This is a genomic window from Streptomyces mirabilis (assembly GCF_018310535.1).
Lineage (GTDB): Bacteria > Actinomycetota > Actinomycetes > Streptomycetales > Streptomycetaceae > Streptomyces.
In genome coordinates this window covers 3977119-3999053 of record NZ_CP074102.1, presented here as the reverse complement: position 1 = coordinate 3999053, position 21935 = coordinate 3977119, and the positions used below count along the sequence as shown (strand labels likewise).

The 21935-nt window shown below is 71.4% G+C and carries 23 protein-coding genes and 1 pseudogene; 15 read left to right on the top strand and 9 right to left on the bottom strand.

What is annotated here, in order from left to right; genetic code table 11:
* The first annotated feature begins 3 nt into the window (after nucleotides 1-3).
* Nucleotides 4-1134, top strand: coding sequence for a sensor histidine kinase (locus SMIR_RS17600; RefSeq protein ID WP_101403608.1), 1131 nt, complete (start codon nucleotides 4-6; stop codon nucleotides 1132-1134).
* A gap of 59 nt (nucleotides 1135-1193) precedes the next feature.
* Here SMIR_RS17600 and SMIR_RS17595 read toward each other — a convergent pair whose 3' ends face one another.
* Nucleotides 1194-2189: an NAD-dependent epimerase/dehydratase family protein gene (locus SMIR_RS17595; RefSeq protein WP_168493817.1), complete on the bottom strand. Its 996-nt coding sequence runs from the start codon at nucleotides 2187-2189 to the stop codon at nucleotides 1194-1196.
* A gap of 264 nt (nucleotides 2190-2453) precedes the next feature.
* Between SMIR_RS17595 and SMIR_RS17590 the strand changes: the two are divergent.
* Together SMIR_RS17590 and SMIR_RS44595 are read left to right on the top strand one after the other, a co-directional pair.
* A pseudogene (locus tag SMIR_RS17590) lies at nucleotides 2454-3896 on the top strand (MMPL family transporter); the annotation flags it as partial.
* Entirely contained in the window at nucleotides 3835-4107 is a 273-nt protein-coding gene (locus SMIR_RS44595) for a response regulator transcription factor (protein WP_349636928.1), read from the top strand. The pseudogene SMIR_RS17590 and the gene SMIR_RS44595, both read left to right, overlap by 62 nt.
* A 30-nt stretch (nucleotides 4108-4137) precedes the next feature.
* Here the strand turns inward: SMIR_RS44595 and SMIR_RS17580 are convergent, their stop codons facing one another.
* Both SMIR_RS17580 and SMIR_RS17575 read right to left on the bottom strand, forming a co-directional pair.
* Nucleotides 4138-4869 (bottom strand): TIGR03943 family putative permease subunit, encoded by a 732-nt coding sequence (locus tag SMIR_RS17580; RefSeq protein WP_168493819.1) that lies wholly within the window; start codon nucleotides 4867-4869, stop codon nucleotides 4138-4140.
* On the bottom strand, nucleotides 4866-5930 hold the full coding sequence (locus SMIR_RS17575; protein ID WP_168493821.1) for a permease: 1065 nt from the start codon (nucleotides 5928-5930) through the stop codon (nucleotides 4866-4868). The genes SMIR_RS17580 and SMIR_RS17575 overlap by 4 nt, the downstream gene beginning before the upstream one ends.
* A gap of 316 nt (nucleotides 5931-6246) precedes the next feature.
* On the opposite strand from SMIR_RS17575, the gene SMIR_RS17570 reads away from it, so the two are divergent.
* From SMIR_RS17570 to SMIR_RS17545, 6 genes are all read left to right on the top strand, one after another.
* Nucleotides 6247-8004, top strand: a complete 1758-nt coding sequence (locus tag SMIR_RS17570) for an LCP family glycopolymer transferase (RefSeq protein ID WP_211118763.1) — start codon at nucleotides 6247-6249, stop codon at nucleotides 8002-8004.
* 72 nt (nucleotides 8005-8076) lie between these two features.
* Nucleotides 8077-8730: a hypothetical protein gene (locus tag SMIR_RS17565; protein WP_168493823.1), complete on the top strand. Its 654-nt coding sequence runs from the start codon at nucleotides 8077-8079 to the stop codon at nucleotides 8728-8730.
* Nucleotides 8731-8762: 32 nt separating this feature from the next.
* Nucleotides 8763-9314: a hypothetical protein gene (locus SMIR_RS17560; RefSeq protein WP_248003027.1), complete on the top strand. Its 552-nt coding sequence runs from the start codon at nucleotides 8763-8765 to the stop codon at nucleotides 9312-9314.
* 56 nt (nucleotides 9315-9370) lie between these two features.
* Nucleotides 9371-9733: an ArsR/SmtB family transcription factor gene (locus SMIR_RS17555; RefSeq protein WP_168493827.1), complete on the top strand. Its 363-nt coding sequence runs from the start codon at nucleotides 9371-9373 to the stop codon at nucleotides 9731-9733.
* Nucleotides 9726-12485, top strand: a complete 2760-nt coding sequence (mgtA, locus tag SMIR_RS17550) for a magnesium-translocating P-type ATPase (RefSeq protein WP_168493829.1) — start codon at nucleotides 9726-9728, stop codon at nucleotides 12483-12485. Before SMIR_RS17555 ends, mgtA begins: the two co-directional genes overlap by 8 nt.
* A 72-nt stretch (nucleotides 12486-12557) precedes the next feature.
* Nucleotides 12558-12794, top strand: coding sequence for a hypothetical protein (locus SMIR_RS17545; protein WP_168493831.1), 237 nt, complete (start codon nucleotides 12558-12560; stop codon nucleotides 12792-12794).
* On the opposite strand, the gene SMIR_RS17540 is transcribed toward SMIR_RS17545, so the two are convergent.
* Nucleotides 12785-14311, bottom strand: coding sequence for an LCP family protein (locus tag SMIR_RS17540; protein WP_168493833.1), 1527 nt, complete (start codon nucleotides 14309-14311; stop codon nucleotides 12785-12787). The genes SMIR_RS17545 and SMIR_RS17540 overlap by 10 nt on opposite strands.
* Nucleotides 14312-14430: 119 nt before the next feature.
* Here SMIR_RS17540 and tatA point away from each other — a divergent pair, with 119 nt between their 5' ends.
* On the top strand, nucleotides 14431-14748 hold the full coding sequence (gene tatA, locus SMIR_RS17535) for a Sec-independent protein translocase subunit TatA (RefSeq protein WP_168493835.1): 318 nt from the start codon (nucleotides 14431-14433) through the stop codon (nucleotides 14746-14748).
* Between the two features lie 57 nt (nucleotides 14749-14805).
* Here the strand turns inward: tatA and SMIR_RS17530 are convergent, their stop codons facing one another.
* The 4 genes from SMIR_RS17530 to SMIR_RS17515 form a co-directional block, all read right to left on the bottom strand.
* The gene (locus tag SMIR_RS17530; RefSeq protein WP_248003029.1) at nucleotides 14806-15273 is read right to left on the bottom strand and encodes a DUF5990 family protein; all 468 of its coding nucleotides are present in this window, start codon (nucleotides 15271-15273) and stop codon (nucleotides 14806-14808) included.
* A gap of 271 nt (nucleotides 15274-15544) precedes the next feature.
* Entirely contained in the window at nucleotides 15545-16633 is a 1089-nt protein-coding gene (locus SMIR_RS17525) for a chitinase (protein ID WP_168493836.1), read from the bottom strand.
* Between the two features lie 235 nt (nucleotides 16634-16868).
* Nucleotides 16869-17420: a hypothetical protein gene (locus SMIR_RS17520; protein ID WP_168493838.1), complete on the bottom strand. Its 552-nt coding sequence runs from the start codon at nucleotides 17418-17420 to the stop codon at nucleotides 16869-16871.
* A 194-nt stretch (nucleotides 17421-17614) separates the two neighbouring features.
* Nucleotides 17615-17800, bottom strand: a complete 186-nt coding sequence (locus tag SMIR_RS17515) for a hypothetical protein (protein WP_168493840.1) — start codon at nucleotides 17798-17800, stop codon at nucleotides 17615-17617.
* A 131-nt stretch (nucleotides 17801-17931) separates the two neighbouring features.
* On the opposite strand from SMIR_RS17515, the gene SMIR_RS17510 reads away from it, so the two are divergent.
* Nucleotides 17932-18495, top strand: coding sequence for a CGNR zinc finger domain-containing protein (locus SMIR_RS17510; RefSeq protein ID WP_168493842.1), 564 nt, complete (start codon nucleotides 17932-17934; stop codon nucleotides 18493-18495).
* A gap of 24 nt (nucleotides 18496-18519) precedes the next feature.
* Here the strand turns inward: SMIR_RS17510 and SMIR_RS17505 are convergent, their stop codons facing one another.
* Nucleotides 18520-19113: an ATP-binding protein gene (locus tag SMIR_RS17505; protein ID WP_168493844.1), complete on the bottom strand. Its 594-nt coding sequence runs from the start codon at nucleotides 19111-19113 to the stop codon at nucleotides 18520-18522.
* Between the two features lie 251 nt (nucleotides 19114-19364).
* Here SMIR_RS17505 and SMIR_RS17500 point away from each other — a divergent pair, with 251 nt between their 5' ends.
* The 4 genes from SMIR_RS17500 (at nucleotide 19365) to SMIR_RS17485 (ending at nucleotide 21913) form a co-directional block, all read left to right on the top strand.
* Nucleotides 19365-19961: a TetR/AcrR family transcriptional regulator gene (locus SMIR_RS17500; RefSeq protein ID WP_168493846.1), complete on the top strand. Its 597-nt coding sequence runs from the start codon at nucleotides 19365-19367 to the stop codon at nucleotides 19959-19961.
* Between the two features lie 111 nt (nucleotides 19962-20072).
* Nucleotides 20073-20582 carry an allene oxide cyclase barrel-like domain-containing protein gene (locus SMIR_RS17495; protein ID WP_168493848.1) on the top strand — a complete coding sequence of 170 codons (510 nt, stop codon included), beginning with the start codon at nucleotides 20073-20075 and terminating at the stop codon, nucleotides 20580-20582.
* 59 nt (nucleotides 20583-20641) lie between these two features.
* Nucleotides 20642-21115 (top strand): VOC family protein, encoded by a 474-nt coding sequence (locus SMIR_RS17490; protein ID WP_168493850.1) that lies wholly within the window; start codon nucleotides 20642-20644, stop codon nucleotides 21113-21115.
* A gap of 48 nt (nucleotides 21116-21163) precedes the next feature.
* Nucleotides 21164-21913 (top strand): SDR family oxidoreductase, encoded by a 750-nt coding sequence (locus SMIR_RS17485; protein WP_168493852.1) that lies wholly within the window; start codon nucleotides 21164-21166, stop codon nucleotides 21911-21913.
* Nucleotides 21914-21935: the final 22 nt, after the last annotated feature.

The following is a 21935-nucleotide window of genomic DNA, read 5'->3' as shown; positions in this document are numbered from 1 at the left end:
GCCATGCAAACCGTGCACTCCACGCACGACATGCTGCTCATCGCCCTGTACGCCTTCCTCGGTGCCGCCGTGGCCGGGCTGCTCGGCGCGGGGGCGCTGTGGCTGATCCGGCGCCGGTCGCTGACCGTTTCCCTCGCCGTCGTCGCCGCCGTGGCGGTCACCGCGATGCTCGCGGGGACGCTGGCCGTCGCCTGGGCGATGTTCCTGTCCTCGCACGACCTGGGCGTGGTCACGACCGTGGTGGCCATGGCGGCGGTGGTGTCCCTGGCGACGGCGCTGTTGCTGGGGCGTTGGGTGGTGGCCCGCAGCAGGGCCCTGACCCTGGCCGCGCGCTCCTTCGGCGACGGCGGCGACTTCGCGGCCCCCGAGGGCCCCGCGACCGCCGAACTCGCCGCGCTGAGCCGTGAGTTGCAGGCGACCAGCGCGAAGCTCGCCGAGTCCCGCGACCGTGAACGCGCGCTGGAGACCTCCCGCCGTGAACTCGTCGCCTGGATCTCGCACGACCTGCGCACCCCGCTCGCCGGACTGCGGGCGATGTCGGAGGCGCTGGAGGACGGGGTGGCCGCCGACCCGGACCGCTACCTCCGGCAGATCCGCACCGAGGTCGAACGCCTCAACGACATGGTCGGCGACCTCTTCGAACTCTCCCGCATACACGCCGGGACCCTCGCCCTGTCCCCCTCCCGCATCTCCCTCTACGACCTCGTCGGCGACGCCCTCGCGGGCGCGGACCCGCTCGCCCGCGAGCACGGCGTACGCCTCGTCGGGGACCGTATCGAGCCGGTGCCGGTCGAGGTGGACGGCAAGGAGATGAGCCGGGTGCTGGGCAATCTCCTCGTCAACGCGATCCGCCGGACTCCGGCCGACGGCACGGTCGCGGTCGCCGCCGAGCGCTCGGACGCGGGGGTCGTCCTGTCCGTCACCGACGGCTGCGGCGGCATCCCGGAGGAGGACCTCCCGCGCGTCTTCGACACCGGCTGGCGCGGCACCCACGCCCGCACGCCACCCGCCGGAGCGGGCCTGGGCCTGGCCATCGTCCGGGGCATCGTCGAGGCCCACCAGGGGCAGGCCGCCGTCCACAACGTCCCAGGCGGCTGCCGCTTCGAGGTCACGCTGCCGATGGCGAGGGCGTGAGGCGGGTGCCCATGGCGAGGGCGTGAGGCGCAGGCCCCGGCCGCTGCTCTCCTGCTCCCCTACTCCCCGCGCAGCCTCGCCGCCGCGAACTCCCTCATCCCCTCCGCGAAGTTGGTCTCGGGCTTCCAGCCCAGTTCGGCGCGCAGCCGTGCGGAGTCGGCCGTGATGTGGCGTACGTCGCCGAGGCGGTACTCCCCGGTCACCACGGGCTCGGGCCCGCCGTGGGCGGTGGCCAGGGCACGGGCCATCTCGCCGACCGTGTGCGGCTCGCCGCTTCCGGTGTTGTAGGCCGTGAGGGCCCCGGCGCGCGAACCCGCCTCCAGGGCCGCCACATTGGCCGTGGCCACATCCCGTACGTGCACGAAGTCCCGTCGCTGCCCGCCGTCCTCGAAGACACGCGGCGCCTCGCCCCGGGCCAGCGCGGACCGGAAGAACGAGGCGACCCCCGCGTACGGGGTGTCGCGCGGCATCCCGGGCCCGTACACGTTGTGGTAGCGCAGCGACACCGCCGAACCGTCCGTCGACCGGGCCCAGGCCGCCGCCAGATGCTCCTGGGCCAGCTTGGTCGTCGCGTACACGTTCCGGGGGTCGGCCGGAGCGTCCTCGCGCACCAGGCCGGGTGTCAGTTCCTCGCCGCACCGCGTGCAGCGGGGCTCGAACCGTCCCGCGTCGAGATCGGCGACGGTCCGGGGCCCGGGGCGTACCGGCCCGTGCCACTCACAGCCGTACGCGCCCTCGCCGTACACGACCATCGACCCGGCGAGCACGAGCCGGCGCACCCCCGCGTCGGCCATCGCGGCGAGCAGCACCGCCGTGCCGAGGTCGTTGCGCGACACGTACTCGACCGCGTCGTCGAACCCCTTCCCCAGCCCCACCATCGCCGCCTGATGGCACACGGCGTCCATGCCCGCCAGCGCCGCGCCGACCGCCTCGGCGTCCCGTACGTCCAGGCCGTCGCGCAGGTCGAACACGACCGCCTCGTGCCCTCGCGCGCTCAGCGCCTCGACGACATGGGACCCGATGAACCCGGCACCGCCGGTGACCAGTACTCGCATACGCCGAACGCTAGGACCGCGACCATGGCGCACGGCAGCACCGCGCCCGTCACGTCACGGGTCCGTAAGACCCGCCGAGTGGCCCGGGGCCCGCGCGGGCCGCGGCCGCGTCTCGTACACCGGCCGGATGACATGCGTATGGCACGGAAGTACTAACCGCCGGGCCGTATTCACCTCCGGAGTGCCGCCGAGTGGCGACCGGGCGTTCCTAGCCTGGCGTAAGGAGGCCACGAAGGCCTCTTTTCCCCTCTCCGGGAGTCATTCGTGGCCACGTTCCTCTATCGTCTCGGCCGGTTCGCGTTCCGGCGGCGACGACTTGTCCTCATGCTGTGGATAGCCGTCCTGGCGGCCGTCGGCATCGGTGCCGCCAGTGTGTCGGCCGGTACGTCGGACTCCTTCACCATTCCCGGAACCCAGTCCCAGAAGGCGCTGGACCTGCTGGGGAAGGAGTTCCCGGGGGCCTCGGCCGCCGGAGCCACCGCCCGTGTCGTGTTCGAGGCCCCGGACGGCCGGAAGCTGACGTCCGGCGCCGACAAGGCCGAGGTCGTGTCCCTCGTCGCCGACCTCAGGAAGGCCTCCCAGGTCGGGGACGTCGCCGACCCGTTCACCAGCGGCACCGTCAGCAAGGACGGCTCCGTCGCCTACGCCCAGGTCACGTACAAGGTCGCCCAGGCCGACGTCACCGACCGGGCCCGCGAGGACCTGAAGTCCGTGGCCGACCGGGGCGACAAGGCGGGCCTCGCGGTGAGCATGGGGGGCAACGCCGTCCAGGTGAAGTCCGAGCAGAGCGCCGGTGAGCTGATCGGCCTCGCGGTCGCCGCCGTCGCGCTGGTCATCACCTTCGGCTCGCTGCTCGCGGCCGGACTGCCCCTGCTGACCGCGATCTTCGGCATCGTGGTGGCGGTGTCCGCGATCACCCTCACCAGCGCGTTCGTGGACCTGAGTTCCTCCACCTCGACGCTGGCGCTGATGCTCGGCCTCGCGGTCGCCATCGACTACGCGCTGTTCATCGTCTCCCGCTACCGCGGCGAGATCAGGGAGGGGCACGAACCGGAGGAGGCCGCCGGACGCGCGCTCGGCACGGCCGGCTCCGCCGTGGTGTTCGCCGGTCTGACCGTGGTCATCGCGCTCGCGGGGCTCAGCATCATCGGGGTCGGCCTGCTCACCGACATCGGTCTCGGCGCCGCGGGCGCGGTCGCGGTCGCCGTGCTCATCGCGCTCACCCCGCTGCCCGCCCTGCTGGGCTTCGCCGGTCCCCGGATCATGAAGGGGAAGCTCAAGACCCGCCGGATGCGGGCGATCGAGGAGCGCGGCGAGGGCGAACCCGCGGGCGTGCGCTGGGCGCGGTTCGTCACCCGCAACCCGGTCGAGGTCCTCGCCGTCGCGGTGGCCGCCCTGTTCGCCCTGGCCATTCCCGCCCTGTCGCTGCAACTGGCCATGCCCAGCGACAGTTCGGCCGCCCCCCATTCCACCCAGCGCATCGCCTACGACACCATCACCAAAGGGTTCGGGCCCGGCTACAACGGGCCGCTGACCGTGGTCGTCGACGCCCGTACGAGCGACGACGCCAAGGGCGCCGCCCAGGACGCGGTCACCCTGCTCGGCACGATGCCGGACGTCGCATCGGTCAGCCCCGCGACCCGGCCTGACCCGCAAACTCATCGACGCCTACACCGAGCGACGCCCGGGGCACACCCCCGAGCAGGAGCGCCGGCTCGACGCCCTCACCGACCGCGAACGCGAAGTCCTCACCGCCATCGCCTCCGGCTGGAGCAACGCCGAGATCGCCGACCGTCTCTCCCTCGCGGAGTCCACGGTCAAGTCCCACGTCAGCCGCGTCCTCACCAAGATCGGTGTACGGGACCGGGTGCAGGCGGTGATCTTCGCCTATGACGTGGGCCTGGTACGGCCGGCCTAGAGCAACGGCTGATCTGGAACAAAGGCTGATCTAGAACAACGGAAGAGCGTCCGCGTACGCGTTCACCGGCTTGGTGACCTTCTTGACGGTACGGGCGTCCAGCGCGGCCGGGGCGGAACTCGTGCCCAGCGTTCCGCCGGGGTGCCACGTTCCCGTGACGGTCACCCAGGTGTCGGCGGGCAGGGCCGCCGCCCCGTGGATCCGCACCTTCACGGACTGGGCGTCCGCCGCGCAGCAGGTGAAGATGATCCTGGTCAGGTACCAGCCGGCGCCCCCCTTGTCGGGCGTGACGAAGCCGGTCATCCGGACGCTACGGCCGCCGATGTCCCGTTTGTGGTCCTGCTGCACCCGGCTGGTGAACTGGGTGAGCGTCAGCAGGACGGGCGAGGTCGCGGGCAGCGGATCGAAGTACCTCTGCTCCGTGACGGCCTTGGGCGCCTCGCGCGCGGCGGTGTACGCGCCGAGGGCCGGCGGGGCGTAGAAGAGCAGACTCAGCGCGGGGAGGAACAGCAGCCAGGCGATACGGGGCACGGTGGAGTGGTCGTGGCTGTGACCGTGACCGTCGGCGGCGTCGCCGCTGCCCGGCCTCTGGCTGGACCACGCCTCCGCCACGCCCAGCACGAGCAGCACCACCCCCGACGCGACCAGCATGGGACGCATCCCCTCCTTCACGAACCTGAGGCTCAGGTCGGTGAAGAGCGAGGCGTGCAGCAGGCCGAGGCCGCTGAGGACGAGCAGGGTCACCTGGAGGGGGCGTTTCACAGCAGTACTCCTCCGATGAGCGCGCTGCACAGGATCGCGACGACCGTCGTGGCCGTGGAGAAACGGACGGCGAAGGCCCGGCCGAAGGTGCCCGCCTGAAGGGCGATCAGTTTCAGGTCGACCATCGGTCCGACGACCATGAACGCCAGCCGGGCGACGGGCGAGAAGCCGGTGAGCGAGGCCGCGACGAACGCGTCGGCCTCGGAGCACACCGCGAGCAGGATGGCGAGCGCGGCGAGGAACAGCACCGACAGCCAGGGCGAGCCGGAGAACGCGTCGAGCACGGTGCGTGGGACCGCCACGTTGAACGTGGCCGCCGCCATGGCCCCGAGGACCAGGAAGCCGCCCGCGTGCAGGAAGTCGTGCTGGAAGCCGCGCCGGAACTCCCGCAGGCGGCTCTGCTCGGGCTGGTGACCGGTGTGCCGTACGACAGGCTTGAGCCATTTGTCGCGGCCCAGGAAGAGCCACAGCCAGCCCATCACGGCAGCGGTGGCGAGCGAGGCGAGCAGCCGGGCCAGCACCATCTCGGGGTGGCCGGGGAAGGCGATGGCGGTGGCGGTCAGCACGACCGGGTTGATGGCGGGCGCCGAGAGCAGGAACGCGAACGCGGCGGCCGGGGTGACACCCCGGCCGATCAGGCTGCCTGCGACCGGCACCGACGCGCATTCGCAGCCGGGCAGCACGACTCCGGCGACTCCGGCGACCGGGACGGCGAGCACGGGCCGCCTGGGCAGCACCCGGGTGAACACCCGGGCCGGCACGAACGCGTTGATCGCGCCGGACAGCGCCGTGCCGAGCAGCAGGAAGGGCAGTGCCTGCACGGTGACGGCGAGAGCGACGGTCCGCCAGGCCTGCATGGCCGGTTGCTCCATCCACCGGCCGAGGACGTAGAGCGCGGGCCCGGACAGCGCGCACGCTCCGAGCAGAAGGGGCCAGTGGCGGGGCCAGTCGCGCCGGGGACCTGCGGCACCCGCCTCCGCCGCCGGGACCGCGACGGCCGCCTCCGCCGCCTTTGTGGACGGTTCATCCGCCCCCACGGCCCGTTCGTCCGTCTTCTGCACGCCAGCTCCGAATCTCGGATGATCGCACCGAACATAGCGGGCCCGGGCCCCACCGCTCACCACGACTTCACCACATCTCGGTCATGAGTCGGACCACTGCGGCGACCGGCGACTCCGGGCGTCGGAACGCCCCCGCGTCCGGAGCCCTCTCAGGCGTCGGAACGCCCCCGCGTCCGGAGCCCTCTCAAGGGGTGGTGGGTGGGAGCCGTGCTGGGTCTCGGGCCGGGGTTGTTATATTGCGCAACCATGCAAGTGAGGCGCCCCGCAACGCCTGACGTATGCCTGAACGGCCCGACCGTTTCGTGGGAGTGCGAACATGACTGACCTTGGGGACGCCCCCGCCGGCAACGCCGCACGCAGCCACGCACGCGGGGTGCCCCGGCAGCGCCACACCTCCGGTTCCGTTACCTCCGGTTCCGCGTCCTCCGGTTCTGCGCCCTCCCGTTCCGCGCCCTCCGGTTCCGCGCCCTCCCGGACGGGGTCCCGTGCGCGTCCCAAGGTCGGCGTGGGGCGCCGGGCCCGGCCCGTACGCCGGGGCAGGCGGATCCTGCGGACGGCCGCGATATCGCTGTCGGTGCTGGTCCTGGCCACGGCGGGCGTGGGGTGGTGGTTCTACGAGCATCTGAACGGCAATCTCCACAGCGTCCCGCTGACCGACGGCACGGGCGACAGCGCGGGCAAGGAGAAGGCCGACTCCTTCGGCAGGACCCCGATCAACCTCCTGGTGATGGGCAGCGACGGGCGTACCAACGCGAGCGACTGCAAGCTGGGCGGCGGCTGTTCGCAGACCGGTGTGCAGTCCGGGGCCAACGCGGACGTGGAGATGGTGATGCACATTTCCGCCGACCGCTCCAACGCCACCGTGATGAGCATCCCCCGCGACACCGTGACCACGGTCCCCGCCTGCAAGGACACCGAGACCGGCGTCTCCACGAACGGCTACACCGGCATGGTCAACAGCGCCCTGCAGTACGGGCCCGCCTGCCAGGTGGCCACCGTTCACCGGCTCACCGGCATCCCCATCGACCACTTCGTCAAGCTCGACTTCTCCGGCGTGGTGAAGATGTCCGACGCGGTGGGCGGGGTGTCGGCCTGCGTCGACAAGGACGTCTACGACACCTACTCACACCTGAAACTCGCTCAGGGCACGCACACCCTCAAGGGCGTCGCCGCCCTGGAGTTCGTCCGCTCCCGGCACGGCTTCGGCGACGGCAGCGACCTGGGGCGCACCTACTCCCAGCACATCTTCCTCAGCTCGATGATCCGCAAGTTCAAGAGCGCCGGCACCCTCACCGACCCCACCGCGGTCTACCGCCTGGCCGACGCCGCCACCAAGGCCCTCACCGTCGACACCGGCCTGGGCACCATCAGGAAACTGATCGGGCTCGCCGCCGACGTGGACAAGGTCCCGGCGAAGCGCATCACCTTCACCACCATGCAGACGGCGCCCGACCCCAATGACAGCAACCGGCTGGTGCCCGCCGCCACGGCCCAGAGTCTGTTCGCCACCATCGCGAACGACCAGTCCCTGACCAGCTCGTCGGGCGAGAAGACCGCCGCGGCCTCCGCGACAGCCAAAGCCACGGCCACCGCCTCCGCGGTCCCCGCCGCGCAGATCGCGGTCACCGTGGAGAACGGCACCACCGTCACCGGCCGGGCCTCCGCCGTCGCCACCGCCCTGATCGACAAGGGCTTCAGCTCCGGCACCACCACCGGCAACGCCGCCGGCATCACGTCCACGACCACCCTCACCTACGGCAGCGGGCACAAGGCCGAGGCCCAGACCGCCGCCAAGGCCCTGGGCCTGCCGTCCTCCCACCTCAAGCAGAGCGACGCCACCGGCCTGACCCTGGTCATCGGCACCGACTGGACCAGCGGCACCGCCTACCCCGCCACCACACCCGCCCCTGCCGACACCAAGGCCGCCACCTCCAACGCCCACGCCGAGACCGCCGACCAGTCCAAAACCTGCGCCAAGGTCAGCCCGTACAGGACCGTCAGTCTCAACGGCGTCGCCATGACCCCCACCCAGGCCTACCGAGCAGCCTCCGGCACCGAGGACTCGGCACCGTGAGCCGGTGCTCGAAACCTTTGGGGATTGCGCAATCCGGGAATCATCACACTGGCGCGCGGCGACGGGGGAGACATGGCGGAACCTGAGCCCTCAGGGGCGGACATCGGCTACATCAGCGTGACTTTCGAACGGGTCCTGGACCAGGCCCTGAACTCCCGGCGGATCAGCGACGCGCTGGAGCGGTCCGCCGGGACGCTCAACCGGGAGCAGTTGCGCACCCGCGCGCTGCGGGAGCGCGCCGCCATCGCCGCCGTGGCGGCCGTCGAGTACCACGCGTACACCGAGAGCAAGGCCTTGGCAGCCGAGCAGACCGGTGAGCGCGACAGCAACGGCAACAGCATCAGCAACAGCGGCAGCGGCGGGAGCGGGCTGCTCCCCGTGCTGGCGGTGTTCGTGCCGAGTCTGTCGGCCGTCGCCGCGGCGGTGTTCCTGGTGTCCGGGCTCGCCCTGCGCGTTTTCGGGGGGCGCCCCTACATCGGCGCGGGACTGCTCACGGCCGGGTTCGTCGCGGCGGCCGTGGCCGTCGGCGGCGCGGTCGCCGATCTCGCCTGTCTGCTGGTCGCGGCGGCCCACAACCGCTCCGCGGTGGACGACGGGGTGCCCGCCGGCGAGGACGCGGAGGTGAAGAGGGCGCGCGAAGCGTGGCAACTCGCCCTGCTGGAGCGCGGGATGATGCCGTTCCTCCTCGCCCGCCTCGACGAGGCCGACACCAGGGACCACGTGTGACCTACGCGTCCGGCCTCCGGCAAGAGGATCGAGTGGAATTCGAACGAGTGCTGCAGTGCGCACTCGAGGTCGTCGACATCCGTTCCGCACTGCGCCGCGACCCCACGGGAAGGGCCGCGAGACGGCTGCGGGACCTGGCTCTGGAAGCCACGGAGGAGATCGCCTCCGCAGCGGCCGACGAGTACCGCGACTACCTCGCCGCCCGTGAGACCCGTGACGCCCGTGAGGCCGCCGAAGGCGGGCTGTGGCCCGTTCTCGCCGTGCTCACCCCCGTGGTGGCGGCCGTCGCGGCGGCGGTGCTCCTGCTGATCGGGTACGGAGCGCGTCTCGCCGAGGTGGCCACCGGGTTCGCCACGTCGGTCGTCACGGCGGGCTGGGTGCTCGCGCTCACCGCGGCGGTCACCGCGTGCATCGGTCTCTGGGCCCTGTTGCGCACGGCCCTGCGTCAGCGCGAGGGCACGTCCGAGTGCCGGGAGCCCGCCGGTGGAACCGACGTGGACCGGGCCCGGGAGAGATGGCGGCAGGCCCTGCTGGAGCGGGGCTTGTTGCCCTACCTGCGGAGCCACCTGGTGGCGGACGCCTAAACTGGGTCGGCGCGGACGCGGGCACGGATGCCCGGGGCGGGACAGGAGAAGAGACTGTGACGGCATACGTCGGCGGCTTCGATGATCCGCCCGCCGAGGTGCTGGCGGACGCGGCCGCCGCGTTCGGACTGCTGGCCTCCTCGCACCGGCTGCACATCATGTGGGCCCTCGCGCAGGGCGAGAGCGACGTGACCCACCTCGCGGAGCGTGTCGGCGGCGCCCTGCCCGCCGTCAGTCAGCACCTGTCGAAGCTGAAGCTCGCGGGTCTCGTCCGCTCCCGGCGCGAAGGCCGCCGACAGGTCTACTACGTCGACGATCCCGATGTCGTGACCGTGGTGCGCGTGATGGTCGGACAGCTGGCCGCACGTGCCGAGGAGGCATCGTCACCCGTACGCAGGCTGCGCGGGATCGGTGGCTGAGACGTCCGCGACGGCGGGAGGGGGCGCCGAGCGCCCCACCTCCGCGGACGGCCCGGCGGCAGAGAAACCCCAGGTCTTTCAAGGCACTTCGGACGGGGAGGAACAGGGCGAGCCGACCGCGCTTCAGCTGCTCCGGCGGCTGGACAGCGGTCCGCGGGGACTGACGCAGGCGCAGGCCGACGAACGCCTCGCCCGGTTCGGGGAGAACATCCTGCCCGCCCGGCGGCCCGTTCCGTGGTTCGGGCGGTTCCTGCGCAGTCTGCGGGATCCGTTCACCGCCGTACTGCTCTGCCTCGGCCTGGTCTCGGCGCTCGTGGCCTCCTGGGGCACCGCGAGTGTGATCACCGTACTGGTGGTGGTCAGTTGTGTGCTGCGGTCGTCCGGTGAGCACCGGGCCGACCGTTCGATGGCGGCGCTGCGCGACCTGGTCGCCAGCACCGCCACCGTGCTGCGCAGGACCGACGCGGACGCGGTACCCACCGACCATGACCTCCCGGTCGACCAGCTGGTGCCGGGGGATGTGATCCGGCTCGGTCCGGGCGACCTGGTCCCCGCCGACGTACGGCTGCTGCGGGCCGGCGGGCTGACCGTGTACCAGGCCGCGCTCACCGGAGAGTCGGTGCCGGTCGCCAAGTACCCGGTCGACGCGCCGGGCGCCACGGCGGGTGAGCTGTTCGAGCAGCCGCAGCTGTGCTTCCAGGGCAGCAGTGTCGCCTCCGGCAGTGGCACCGCCGTGGTCGTGGCGACCGGCGCGCACACGCGGTTCGCCGAGGGGTACCGGGACCCGGGGCGGCGGGAGGCGAGCGCCTTCGACCGGTCCGTGCACGGCATCTCCTGGATACTCATCCGGTTCATGCTGCTCACCCCGCCGCTGGTCCTGATGGCGGGCGCGGCCCTGCGCGGGCGGGGCCTGGAGACCCTGCCGTTCGCCGTCGCGGTGGCGGTCGGGATGACCCCGGAGATGCTGCCGGTCATCGTCACGACCTGCCTGGCCCGCGGGGCGTCGCTGCTGGCCCGTACGCACGGAGTGATCGTGAAGCGGCTGCCCGCGCTCCACGACCTCGGCGCCATCGACGTGCTCTGCGTGGACAAGACCGGCACCCTCACCCAGGACCGGCCGGTCGTCGACCGCGCGCTGGACGCGGACGGCGAGGACGCGCCCGAGGTACTGCGCCGGGCTGCCGCGGCCGCCTGGTGGACGCTGCAACTCGCCGACCTGCCCGCACCCGACGCCCTCGACGAGGCGCTCCTGCACACGGCCGACGAGGACGACCTGACGGCGTACGACGGGATCGCGGCGCTGCCCTTCGATCCCGTACGCCGCCTCGCCACCGCCGTCGTACGCACCCCCGGCGCCCTCGGCTTCCACACCCTCCTGGTCAAGGGCGCCGTCGAAGCCGTACTGGAGCGCTGTGCGCTGGAGCCGGAGGAGCGCACACGGCTGCTCGCCCGCGCCCACGAGCTGACGGACGACGGACTGCGCGTCCTGGCGGTCGCCACCGCCGTACGCCCCGCCCGCCACCGCGACTACACCCCGGCCGACGAACGCGGCCTCACCTTCGAGGGGTTCGTCACGCTGCGGGACGCGCTGGTGCCGAGCGCGGCCGACGCGCTGCGGGTGCTCGCCGACCGGGGCGTCGCCGTACGGGTGCTGACCGGAGACCACCCGGGCACGGCCGCCCGCGCCTGCCGCGACCTGGGCCTCGACCCCGGGGAGGTACGCACCGCCGCCGACCTCGACGGTCTCACGGACACCGAACTCGGCGAGCTCGCCCATCGCACCACCGTCTTCGCCCGCTGCACGCCCGAGCACAAGGCGCGTATCACCGTCGCACTGCGCGCCCGCGGACACGCCACCGGATACCTCGGCGACGGTGTCAACGACCTGCCCGCGCTGCACGCCGCGGACGTCGGGATCTGCCCGCGCGACGCCACGGACCTGGCCCGGGAGAGCGCCGAGGTGGTGCTGGCCGACAAGGACCTCACGGCGATCTCCCACGCGATCACCGCGGGCCGCTACTCCAGCGGCAACATCGGCACCTATCTGCGGGTCACCCTCTCCTCCAACCTCGGCAACGTGATCGCGATGCTCGCGGCGGGCATCCTGCTGCCCTTCCTGCCGATGCTGCCGACGCAGGTCCTCGTGCAGAACATGTGCTTCGACGCGGCCCAGCTCGCCTTCGCCTACGACCGTCCCGCGCCGGGCGCCCTGAAGCGCCCCACCGTGCTGCGCTCGCGCGACCTGCTGGGCTTCATCACCGGCTTCGGCCTGCTGAACGCCGTCGCCGACCTCGCGACCTTCGGCGTCCTCGCGCTCGCCGTGCACGGGCCCGGGACGGCGAACGACGAGTCCGTGTTCCACTCCGGCTGGTTCACCGAGAACCTGCTCACCCAGGCCCTGGTGATGCTCCTGCTGCGGCTCGGCCGCCGGGGTGCCGAGGGCCGGCGTAAACCGGGTCCCGTCGGCTGGGGCGCGACCGCCCTCACCGCCGTCGGCCTCGCGCTGCCGCTCTCCCCGCTCGGCCCGCCGCTGGGCATGACCTCGCTGCCCGCCCTGTACTACCTGCTGCTCGCCGCCGTCCTCGGCCTGTACGCGGTGGGACTGGTGGCCACGCGGTCACGCTACGAACGCCGTCGCTCCGAGGACCAAGGCGAAGGCGAGTGCGCATACGCGTACGCGTACGTGTACGACCACGGGATCTCGCACAGTGATCAAGGGCCGCGCGGCGAGCGCATCCACGACGGAGGGTGACGCGGGCTTACTCTTCCCTCCAGCGCTTCGCCTCGGCGCGCCGGTGAACGGGTGGAAGAGAGAAGGCGGGACATGGCCGCATCCTGGACGCGGTGGCGGTGGCTCACTCTGCTGGTCCTCGCCCTGGCCCTCTACGTCATCGTGCGGGCGGCCAACACCCCGCAGGCCACCCCTTCGCACGACACCCCTCCGCGTGCCACTCCTTCGCCCGCCACCTCTCTGTCCGCCACCCCTTCGTCCGCCACCCCTTCGTCCGCCACCACGCCGCCTGGGACCACTCCGCCTCCGGCAGACGCGGTCTATCCGTAGGACAGGTTGGAGCACACGTCGTCGTCGGCGGAGCGCGCGTCACGTGCCACCGAAGTGGGCAGGGCGGTGGGCGTGGACGTGGGTGAGGCCGGGGCCGACGTGCTGCCCGTGGTGACGTAGGCCCGGCCCAGGACGACGTCGACGCCCGCGCCCGGCACGGACTTCAGCTCGGCGCCCGGAAAGAGCCGGGCGACCGTCCGGGCCCGGGTCCGCAGGCCGGCGCCGTACTCGATCACCGTGTCGGCGCGGTCCCGGTCGACCGCGTTCGCGGTACGGGTGACGGTGAAGCCGTGCTCGGTGAGGGCCGTCGCGGCGCGCGAGGCCAGGCCGCGCGTGGTGGTGCCGTTGTAGACGGCGACGTCGATACCGTCCCCCGAGACGTCCGCGGCGGTACTGGGCGCGGTGGCCGCGGCGGTCTGCCCGCCCTGCCCGCCCTTCTTTCCGCCGGCGTCGGTGCCGTCGAGGGTGCGGTCGGCCTTGAGCGCGGCCCACAGCTGATCGGCGTCCGGCTGGACGATCGCGACCCGCTCCCCCTGGTAACGCCAGGGGATGGTGGCGAACTTTGTGTCGTGGAGGTCGATGTTCTCTAGGGACATCGCGAACCCGATCAACCGCTTCGCCGTTCCCAGACCCGGGTCGACGGTCAGCGACTTCGTCGCGGCGTCGGCGAGCGGCAGCAGCCGGGTCGGGGTGAGCCCGTCGCTCTTCACCTTCTTCACCAGGCTGGCCACGAAGGCCTGTTGGCGTTTGATGCGCCCGATGTCGGAGCCGTCGCCGATGCCGTGCCGGATACGGACGTAGTCCAGCGCGCGCTGCCCGGAGAGGTTCTGCTCACCCTTCCTGAAGAGCAGCCCGCCCCGGGTGGCGCGGTTGGGGTTGAGATCCTTCTCGTACACGTCCTGCGGGAGGCACACGTTCACCCCGCCGACGACCCGCGTCAGTGCCGCGAAGCCCTTGAAGTCGATGACGACGGTGTGGTCGACGCGCAGGCCGGTCAGCTTCTCGACCGTGTTCTGGGTGCAGGCCGGGTTGCCCTTGGCCGTCTGCCCCACGGAGTACGCCTCGTTGAACATCGTGTTCGGCCGCGTCCTGGTCCACGTCCCGTCCGGGAGCTTGCACGGGGGGAGGGTGACCAGTGTGTCGCGGGGGATCGAAACGGCGACGGCGTGCCGGTGGTCGGCGTAGACGTGCAGCAGGAACGCCGTGTCGGAGCGGCCGATGTCGCCCTTGTCGCCACCGCCCAGCGCGCTGTTTCCGTCCGTGCGCGCGTCCGAGCCGATGACGAGGACGTTCTCACCCTTCGTCGAACCGGCCGGCCGGTCCTTGGAGAGGCCGTCGGCGCCGAAGGTGTCGATGTTGCCGTTCAGCTTCAGATAGATCCAGCCGAGTCCGGCCGTGCCGAGCAGGAGCACGGTCAGGGCCACGACGAGGGCGATCCGCAGGGGGCTCCGTCTGCGGCGCGGCCGCCGTGCCTGGTCACCGGTCGTCACACGTGAGCTCTCATCCGTCCGACTCATACGTAGGGGACGCTCGGCCCCGCCCGATGGTTGTAAAGTTGCGCAATGTGGCAACAGTGACGGGCGCTGCCGCGCGTTCGCGGAAGCGCCGGGCCCGGTGAAGGGAAGAGGTGGGCGGGATGCTCCGTAACGGACTGGAACCCTGGCACCTGCTGATCGTGGCGATCGTGATCATCGTGCTGTTCGGCTCGAAGAAGCTGCCCGACACCGCCCGCGCGCTGGGCAAGTCGATGCGCATCCTCAAGAGCGAGGCCAACGCCATGAAGCACGACGGCGCCGCACCCTCTGGCGGGCCTTCCACCACACCCCGGTCCGAGACCACGCCCGAGGCCGAGTCCGGGAACGCGCCCGCCGTACCGGCGCCCCACGTCGTCCAGTCCGCACCCGGCGAGACCGCGTCGGCCCGCCCGGTCGACGGGGGCACCGCAACCCGCTGAGCGTTCTCGGCAAGCGTGCCCTCCGGCCCGGTTGGCCGAGGTTCGCACCCCGGTCGGCTACGAGGCGGGCTCGGCGGTCCATGTGATGTGCGGGGGTTCGACCCGCGCGCACAGGGGGTTGCCGTGCGCGTCGGTCAGGCCGAGGCGTCCGACCAACAGGCCCTCACGCGCGGCGGCGGCGAGCACCTCGGCGGGGATGACGTCGAGCATGAGCTTGGCGCGCCGGAACATGCTGAAGACGCCCGACTCGTCGACCGTGCCCCATGACAGGTATATGAACCGGCGGCCCAGACGGTCCTGCACGTAAGGCCCTTTGACGTCCGTGCCGGCCGGCGAGGCGAGCGCGGTGCACTCCAGGGTCCAGGTCGCGGACGCGGCGTCACCGGGGTGCGGTTCGAGGAGTTCGGCCGGACGGTCCCGGCGTTGTACGGCCACGTGGATGTTGTCGTACGTCGGCGCGGTGCTGCCGGCGGGGGCCGGACAGGTGCGGCCGGGCAGGTCGACGGCGTCGATACGGATGAGCATGCCGACCATCATCCCGCCGTTCCGGCGAAGGTTCTCCACGAGCCGCCATGCGACAAAGGGGGCGATACGATGAAAAACGGCCTCGCGTCTCACGGGGCGCCCCGGTGAACGAGCGGGGCGTACTGCGTTCGTGGTCGTCCCCGCACTCCCGCTGGGCCCCGCGGTCGCCGCCCACGCGTCGCCCGCCACGCCCGGCGCCGCGCCCCGCGCGAAACCCCCAGGTCCCACCTGGGGGTTTCGCGCGGGGCGGGACGCCATGGAGGACGGGCTCCTAGTCGATGCCGATGCCGACGCCGATGCCGCGCGTGAACGGCTCGAAGATGTGGCTGAAGGACCAGGTGTCCTGGGCGATGCCGGAACAGGAGTTGGCGCCGGCCGTGCCCACGCAACCGCCGTTGTCGCGCTGGAGGGCCCAGAAGGAGAGCGTGTCGATGCCCTTGGCGACCGCCCAGTTCTCCACCTTCACCGCGTCCTGCGTGGTGAAGGTCTCCTCCGGGCCGAAGTCGTCGATGCCGGGCATCTCGGTGACGCCGATCATGTGCCAGAGCTTCGCCGGGTTCTTCTTCGGGTAGAGCGCGGCGAGTTGGCCGTGCAGCCCGGAGGCGGCGGTCTTGGTGTCGGCCGCCATGTCGTGGGTGGCGCCGTCCCAGTAGTCGAACGTCATGATGTTGACGACGTCCACGCGCGCGCCGTTGTCGACGGCGTTCTTCAGCAGCGCCACGCCGTTGGGTGCGAGGCCGGTGGCGGTGGTCGGCAGGGTGTAGGAGAACTGCACGCTGCGGCCGGTCCGTTCGGCCCAGCGCTCCACCTTGGCGATGGCCTTGTTGCGGCGGTCGATCCCGGCGGTGTTGTTGATGGAGTCGGCCTCTATGTCGAGGTCGATCCGGGTGACGCCGTAGGTCTTGACGAGGCTTTCGTAGACCGAGGCGATGGAGTCGACATCGGTGCAGCTGTCGGCCAGTTCGGTGCCGGTGGTGTCGGCGCTGTAGCCGCCGAAGGACGGGATGACGTTGCCGCCGCGCGCCTGGATCGTGGCGATGTCCCGGCCGAAGGTCGCCTTGGCGATCGGCTGGGTGGAGGCGCCGTTCCAGTACGCCGTGCACGAGCCCGCCGCGGCCGTCTGGAGAAAGGCCATCGTGAGGTACTTGTTGCCCGACTCGGCGGCGAGCGCGGCGGGGCTCTCGCCCGTCCACGCCTCGAAGTACGGCGCCGCCACATGTGCGGGCATGTGCCGCGCGACATGCGCGGGCGACCGCTCCGCGGCGAGCGCCCCGCCTCCGCCGAGCGCGACCAGCCCCGCTGCGAGAGCGGTCGCGGTGGCGCCGGACAGCAGCGCGCGGAATGGCCCAGATCGTCTCATTGAGGCTCCCATGGTGAAGGAAGAGCAGGTGGGACAGCGGGAATCCGGAAAGGTGCGTGCGATGTCCACCGGTCGGTACACGCCGGAGAGCTCTCCATGACCAAGGGCGAACAGGGACCATGGTTGGACTAGACCAATTGTCTGTCAAGGTTCTTTACAGTTAACTGTTCAAAACATGGCGCAGCCGCTCTCGGAACCGGGCTGTTGCCCGGGAGAGTCGCGCGGCGAGTGTTGTTCAGCAGCCGGTGCCGGTCGGGGTGAACTCCATGCGGGCGTGCTCGTCCGCGTCGCGGGCTTTGCCGTAGGTGGCCGGGGTGACCTGGTACCAGAGGTCGTCCCTGGCGGTGTCGCCGTCGACGTTGTCCAGGCTCACGCACCACCGCTGCGGCCGAATGGTTCGGGTGTACGTCTCGGTGCCGCTGCGGACCTTCTTGCAGCTCTGGTATCGCTCAGTGGTGTACCAGGTGCGGGTCGTCCGGTGCGTGCCCGTGCCCGTGCGCTGGGTGTGCCTGACCTGCCTGGTGGCGGACGTGCACTTCCTGACCAGGTGCGGGCGGGTGGCCCTGGTGGTCTTCGCGGCGAGGTGGCGGACCGAGTCCCTGAGCCCGGAGACGGTGTCCGGGCTCGGCGGGGGCTCCTGGACGGTGCCCGCACTGCTCTGACCGACGTCGGTCACGTCTCCCGGGTCCACGCCGCGCGAGCCGCCCCCGCCACCGCCGCCGCACGCGCCCAGCCCGGCTATGAGAACCGCGGTCGCTCCGGCCACCAGCAGCCGCTTGCCGAACATGTCTCCCCCTGAGGTCAGCGGCGGTCAGCGTAACGGATCACCGACCATGCGGCGCCCCGGGGGAACATGGGGAACCTTGCGCTGTCAGAAGACCTGTGTGAAACAGCCGAAGCCGATCACGAGCACTGCCACGATCGCTGTGAGGGCCCTGAGGACCTGTGGTGTTCTCGTCGTCATCCCGGACTCCTTTCTGTTCACAGGCAGTAACGGACGAGCCACTCGTCCGCGCTGTATGCGTCCCGCGCCGGGTCGGGCACCGTGGCGGGCCGCTCCTCGACCGTGTCCTCGACCCGAATGCGCTCCGGCAGCGCGCCGAACCGCGCCCGGCGTGCCGCCTCCGCGGTGTCGGGGGCCTTCTCCGTCCGCTCCGCCTGTGTCATCTCGCGTACCTCGCTTCGGTATGAGCACTTCGGTATGAGCACCGCAGTCGGTGACATCGACCAGTCACCTGTTCAACTGGTGATGATGTCCAGATGTTCCGGCCCCGCGCATCACCTGTCAAGATGGTGATGTGGATCTGGATCACGTCTTCGTCTGCGGGAACCCGGCACTCGACTTCGCCGCGACACTCCGCGCTCGCCGCTCGCTACGGTTCGAGATGCTCGCCTCGCCGGACCGCCTGGACGCCTGGTACCTGGAGTCCGGAGTCGTCGACTCCGTCGCCGGGAGCCAGGACTCCGACGTCGGGCGGGCGACGGCGGTGCGGGAGGCCGTCTATGCGCTGGTCACCGTCCGACGGCTGGACGACGCGTACGACGACGAGGCCCTGGCCGTGCTGAACGCCGCGGCCCGGAAACCCGCGGCGACACCGCAGCTCACCCCGGCGGGCCGGTGGACGGCGGCTACCCCGGAAGAAGCGCTGTCGACCGTGGCGCGGCTCGCCGTCGAGCTGCTGGGCGGACCGGATGTGCCGCTGCTCAAGGAGTGCGGCAATCCGGAGTGCACCCGTGTCTATGTCGACCGCTCGCGAGGCATGCGTCGGCAGTGGTGCGGCATGGAGTCCTGCGGCAACAAGATCAAGGCCGCGGCTTACCGCGCCCGTAAGAGGGAAACGCGGGCGGTCGCGACCGCCTGATCGACGGTCGGCGCGCGTACCGGCTCAGCCGGAGGCGGGTGACTCCTCCGGCGCGGATGCGTTCGCCGGCAGTTGGAACCACATGGTCTTGCCGGTGGCCGTACTGGTGCTGCCCCAGGCCTCGGCGAGCAGATCGAGCAGGTCGATGCCGCGCCCGCTTTCCGCGTCGGCGTCGACGACACGCCGTACGGGCCCGGTGGGGTCGGTGTCCTCGACCTCGCACCGCAGGCGGGAGTCGCGCACCTGCAGATTGAGCCGCAGCGGGCCGCGCGTGTGGCGTAGGGCGTTGGTGATCAGTTCGCTGACCAGGAGCTCGGCCGTGTCGGTCAGGTCCTGCAGACCCCAGTCACCCAGTTGCGCGGTCACCAGGCGTCGGCCCTGGCGGACCGAGGTCAGTTCCCGCGGCAGGGGCCAGGAGGCGTCCCAGTCGGTGGCACGGCCGCGAGGCGCGTCAAAGGGGCGTACGGGTGCCAGCGTGCGCGCCCAGAGGGCCTGGTGCCGGGCGAACCACGAGGTGAGTGCGGCCTTCCGCCCCGACTCTTCCTGTCGGCGGCGGCAAAGCCGGGCAACGAATCCCGGGCGCGAGGTCGCGGTGAGGCCGATGGCCTGGAAGGCCATGGAGAACCAGTCCCTTCTGAAGCGTCGGCGGCCGTGGTCGCCGCGGCGGCGGGAAGTGCGTCGCTGACCGGGCAGGGCATGCCGGGCCTCACATTCGCGTAGCACTCGCTACATCCCAAATATACGCGTAGCGGGCGCTACAGTAAATACTTAAATGAAGGCAATAAATCGGACATGCCGAATCCGCCTCGCTCCGCCTCGCTCCGCCTCGCGCAACGGCAACCGCCGACCCGACCGCACTGGGAGCCCCCATGCCGCGCCCGCCCGACCCGGCCAAACGACGCGACCTGCTGGACCAGGTTCGCGAGTACATGATCCGCAATGGCCTGGCGGACCTGTCCCTCCGCCCGCTGGCCCGGGCCTTGGGCACCAGCGACCGCATGCTCCTGTATTACTTCGGCACCAAGGAACGCATGGTCGCCGAGGCGCTCGCCCTGGACGAGCGGCGACCGCTCCTGCGTGCCCGGAGTCTGCTCGGTGCCGTTGACGCCGACAGGGGCCCGGTGTGGCTCCGCGGCTCCGTGGAGGAGGTCTGGCAGCGGTTCAGCGCCCCCGGCCTGCGCGCCGCGCTCCCCCTCTATCTCGAGATCATGGTCACCGGTCTGCTCCGTCCCGACCGGTACGGACCCGTCATGCGCGACACACTCACCGAGTGGAAGGGCCTGTTCACCTCCGCCTTCCGCGAGATGGGCCTGCCCGAGGCACGAGCCCGCACGGAGGCGGTCCTCCTGGTCGACGCGTGCGCCGGTCTGGTCGTCGGAGCCCTGACCGACGGCGACTGGGACCAGGCCGACGCGGCTTTCCGCGTCCTCCTCGACCGCCTCGAACCCGGCTGGCGAGCCATGTAGCGAACGCCGCCCCGCTGCGCGCGACGCTGTGGGCGACGGCGCGCGAGGGGCTGTGCAAACCGGTACGTTGGGAATGAAGGGCACATCTCCGCCCCCTGTGGGAGTCCCACCATGCGCAGGATCAGTCAGCGCTGCCTGAGCGCGGTCGCGGGCCTGGCCGCCGCCCTCGTCGTCGCCCCGCCGGTGTCGGCCGCGACATCGACCCCGCACGGTCGGCCGAACACCCAACAGCGCGCGGAAACGTTCCAGTTGGTCGCCAAACAGACCCAGTCCGAATCCCTCGACCTGGGCAAGAAGGGGATCGGCCGGGGTGACCAGCTCGTCATCGCCGAGGACCTGTACCGCGACGGCCGGAAGATCGGCGACCACAGCGTGGTCTGCGTCTACGTCCACCTCGATCCGAGTGAGCTCCAGTGCGTGGGCACCTTCGCTCTGCCGCAGGGGCAGATCACCTCGCAGGCGCTGCTCCACCTGCCGCCGGCCCCCTCCATCGACATCGCCGTCACCGGCGGTTCGGGTGCCTTCAGTTCGGCTCGGGGCTACGTCCACACCGTCCCCGCCGGGAAGACGGTGCGCAACCTCACCTTCCACATCACCGTTGACGGCCCTTCAGGAAACTGAGTCCCCGTTCTGCACGCCGGAGTGGGCGGTGCGTCGACGTCGAGAAGAAAGACCTCCGCATGGACCTGAAACTCGAAGTCATCGTCTTGCCGGTCTCCGACGTCGATCGGGCCAAAAGTTTCTACGAGGCGGCGGGATTCCGGATGGACGCCGACCACGCCGCCAATGACGACTACCGGGTGGTGCAGTTCACGCCGCCCGGCTCCGAATGCGCCATCATCTTCGGCAAAGGGGTCACCTCCGCCGAGCCCGGCTCGGTCCGGGGCCTGTACCTCGTCGTTTTGGACATCGAGAAGACCCACGCGGAGCTCAGCGGCCGAGGCGTCGAGATGAGCGAGGTGTTCCACGACGCCGGAGGGATCTTCCAGCACGGCCACGGCGCCCAGGGGGTCACCTTCCAGGGCGGGGAGACGGAACGGGTACCCGGCCCGCACCCCGACCGCGCCGACTACGGCTCCTACGCCACCTTCAGCGACCCGGACGGCAACGGCTGGGTGCTCCAGGAGGTGAGGAAGCGGGCCCCCGGCCGCTGACGCCACGTGCCCATGACAGGAGAACCAGGCTGATACCCGGAGGCAGAGATGACGGGCAGCGAACCCGACCACGGCCACGGCCTCGCCGACCGGACGGTCGTGGTCATCGGCGCCAGCGCGGGAATCGGACTCGAGACCGCCCGCCAGGTACGTGCGGACGGCGGCCGGGTGGTCCTGGTCGGCCGCAACCCCGAACGGCTGCGGCAGGCCGCGCTGGAGCTGGACCCCGTCGCCACGGCCGCGTTCGACGCCACCGACACCGACCGCCTCCGGCAGTTCTTCCAGGACCTGCCGGGACCGGTCGACCATGTACTGGTCACAGCCGGCGGCCCCTACTACATGCCGTTGGAGAGCATGGACCTCGCCGACGCCCGCCGCGCGTTCGACGAGCGCCTCGGCATGACACTCGGGGTCGCCCTCTACAGCCGTGACAAGATCCGCGCCGGCGGCACCCTGTTGTTCATCGGCGGCACCGGCGGCCGACGCCCCGGTGTCGGCCTGGCCATCGCGTCGGCCGCCACCGCGGCTCTGCCCGCCCTCGTTGCCAACCTGGCGCTCGAAATGGCGCCGGTCCGGGTGAATCTCATCGCCGCCGGGTTCGTCGACACACCCCTGTCGGCCTCACTGCTGGGGGATCAGGTCGATGCCCGGCGCGAGGAACTGCGCACCAGGCTTCCCATCCGACGGGTGGTCGGCCCGGCCGATGTCGCCGCTCTCGCCGTGCACATCATGTGCAACGACGCGCTCACCGGCGCCACGTACGACATCGACGGCGGCCAGCAACTCCTCTCCCACTGAGAACCGTCACGGCCTCCTTGTC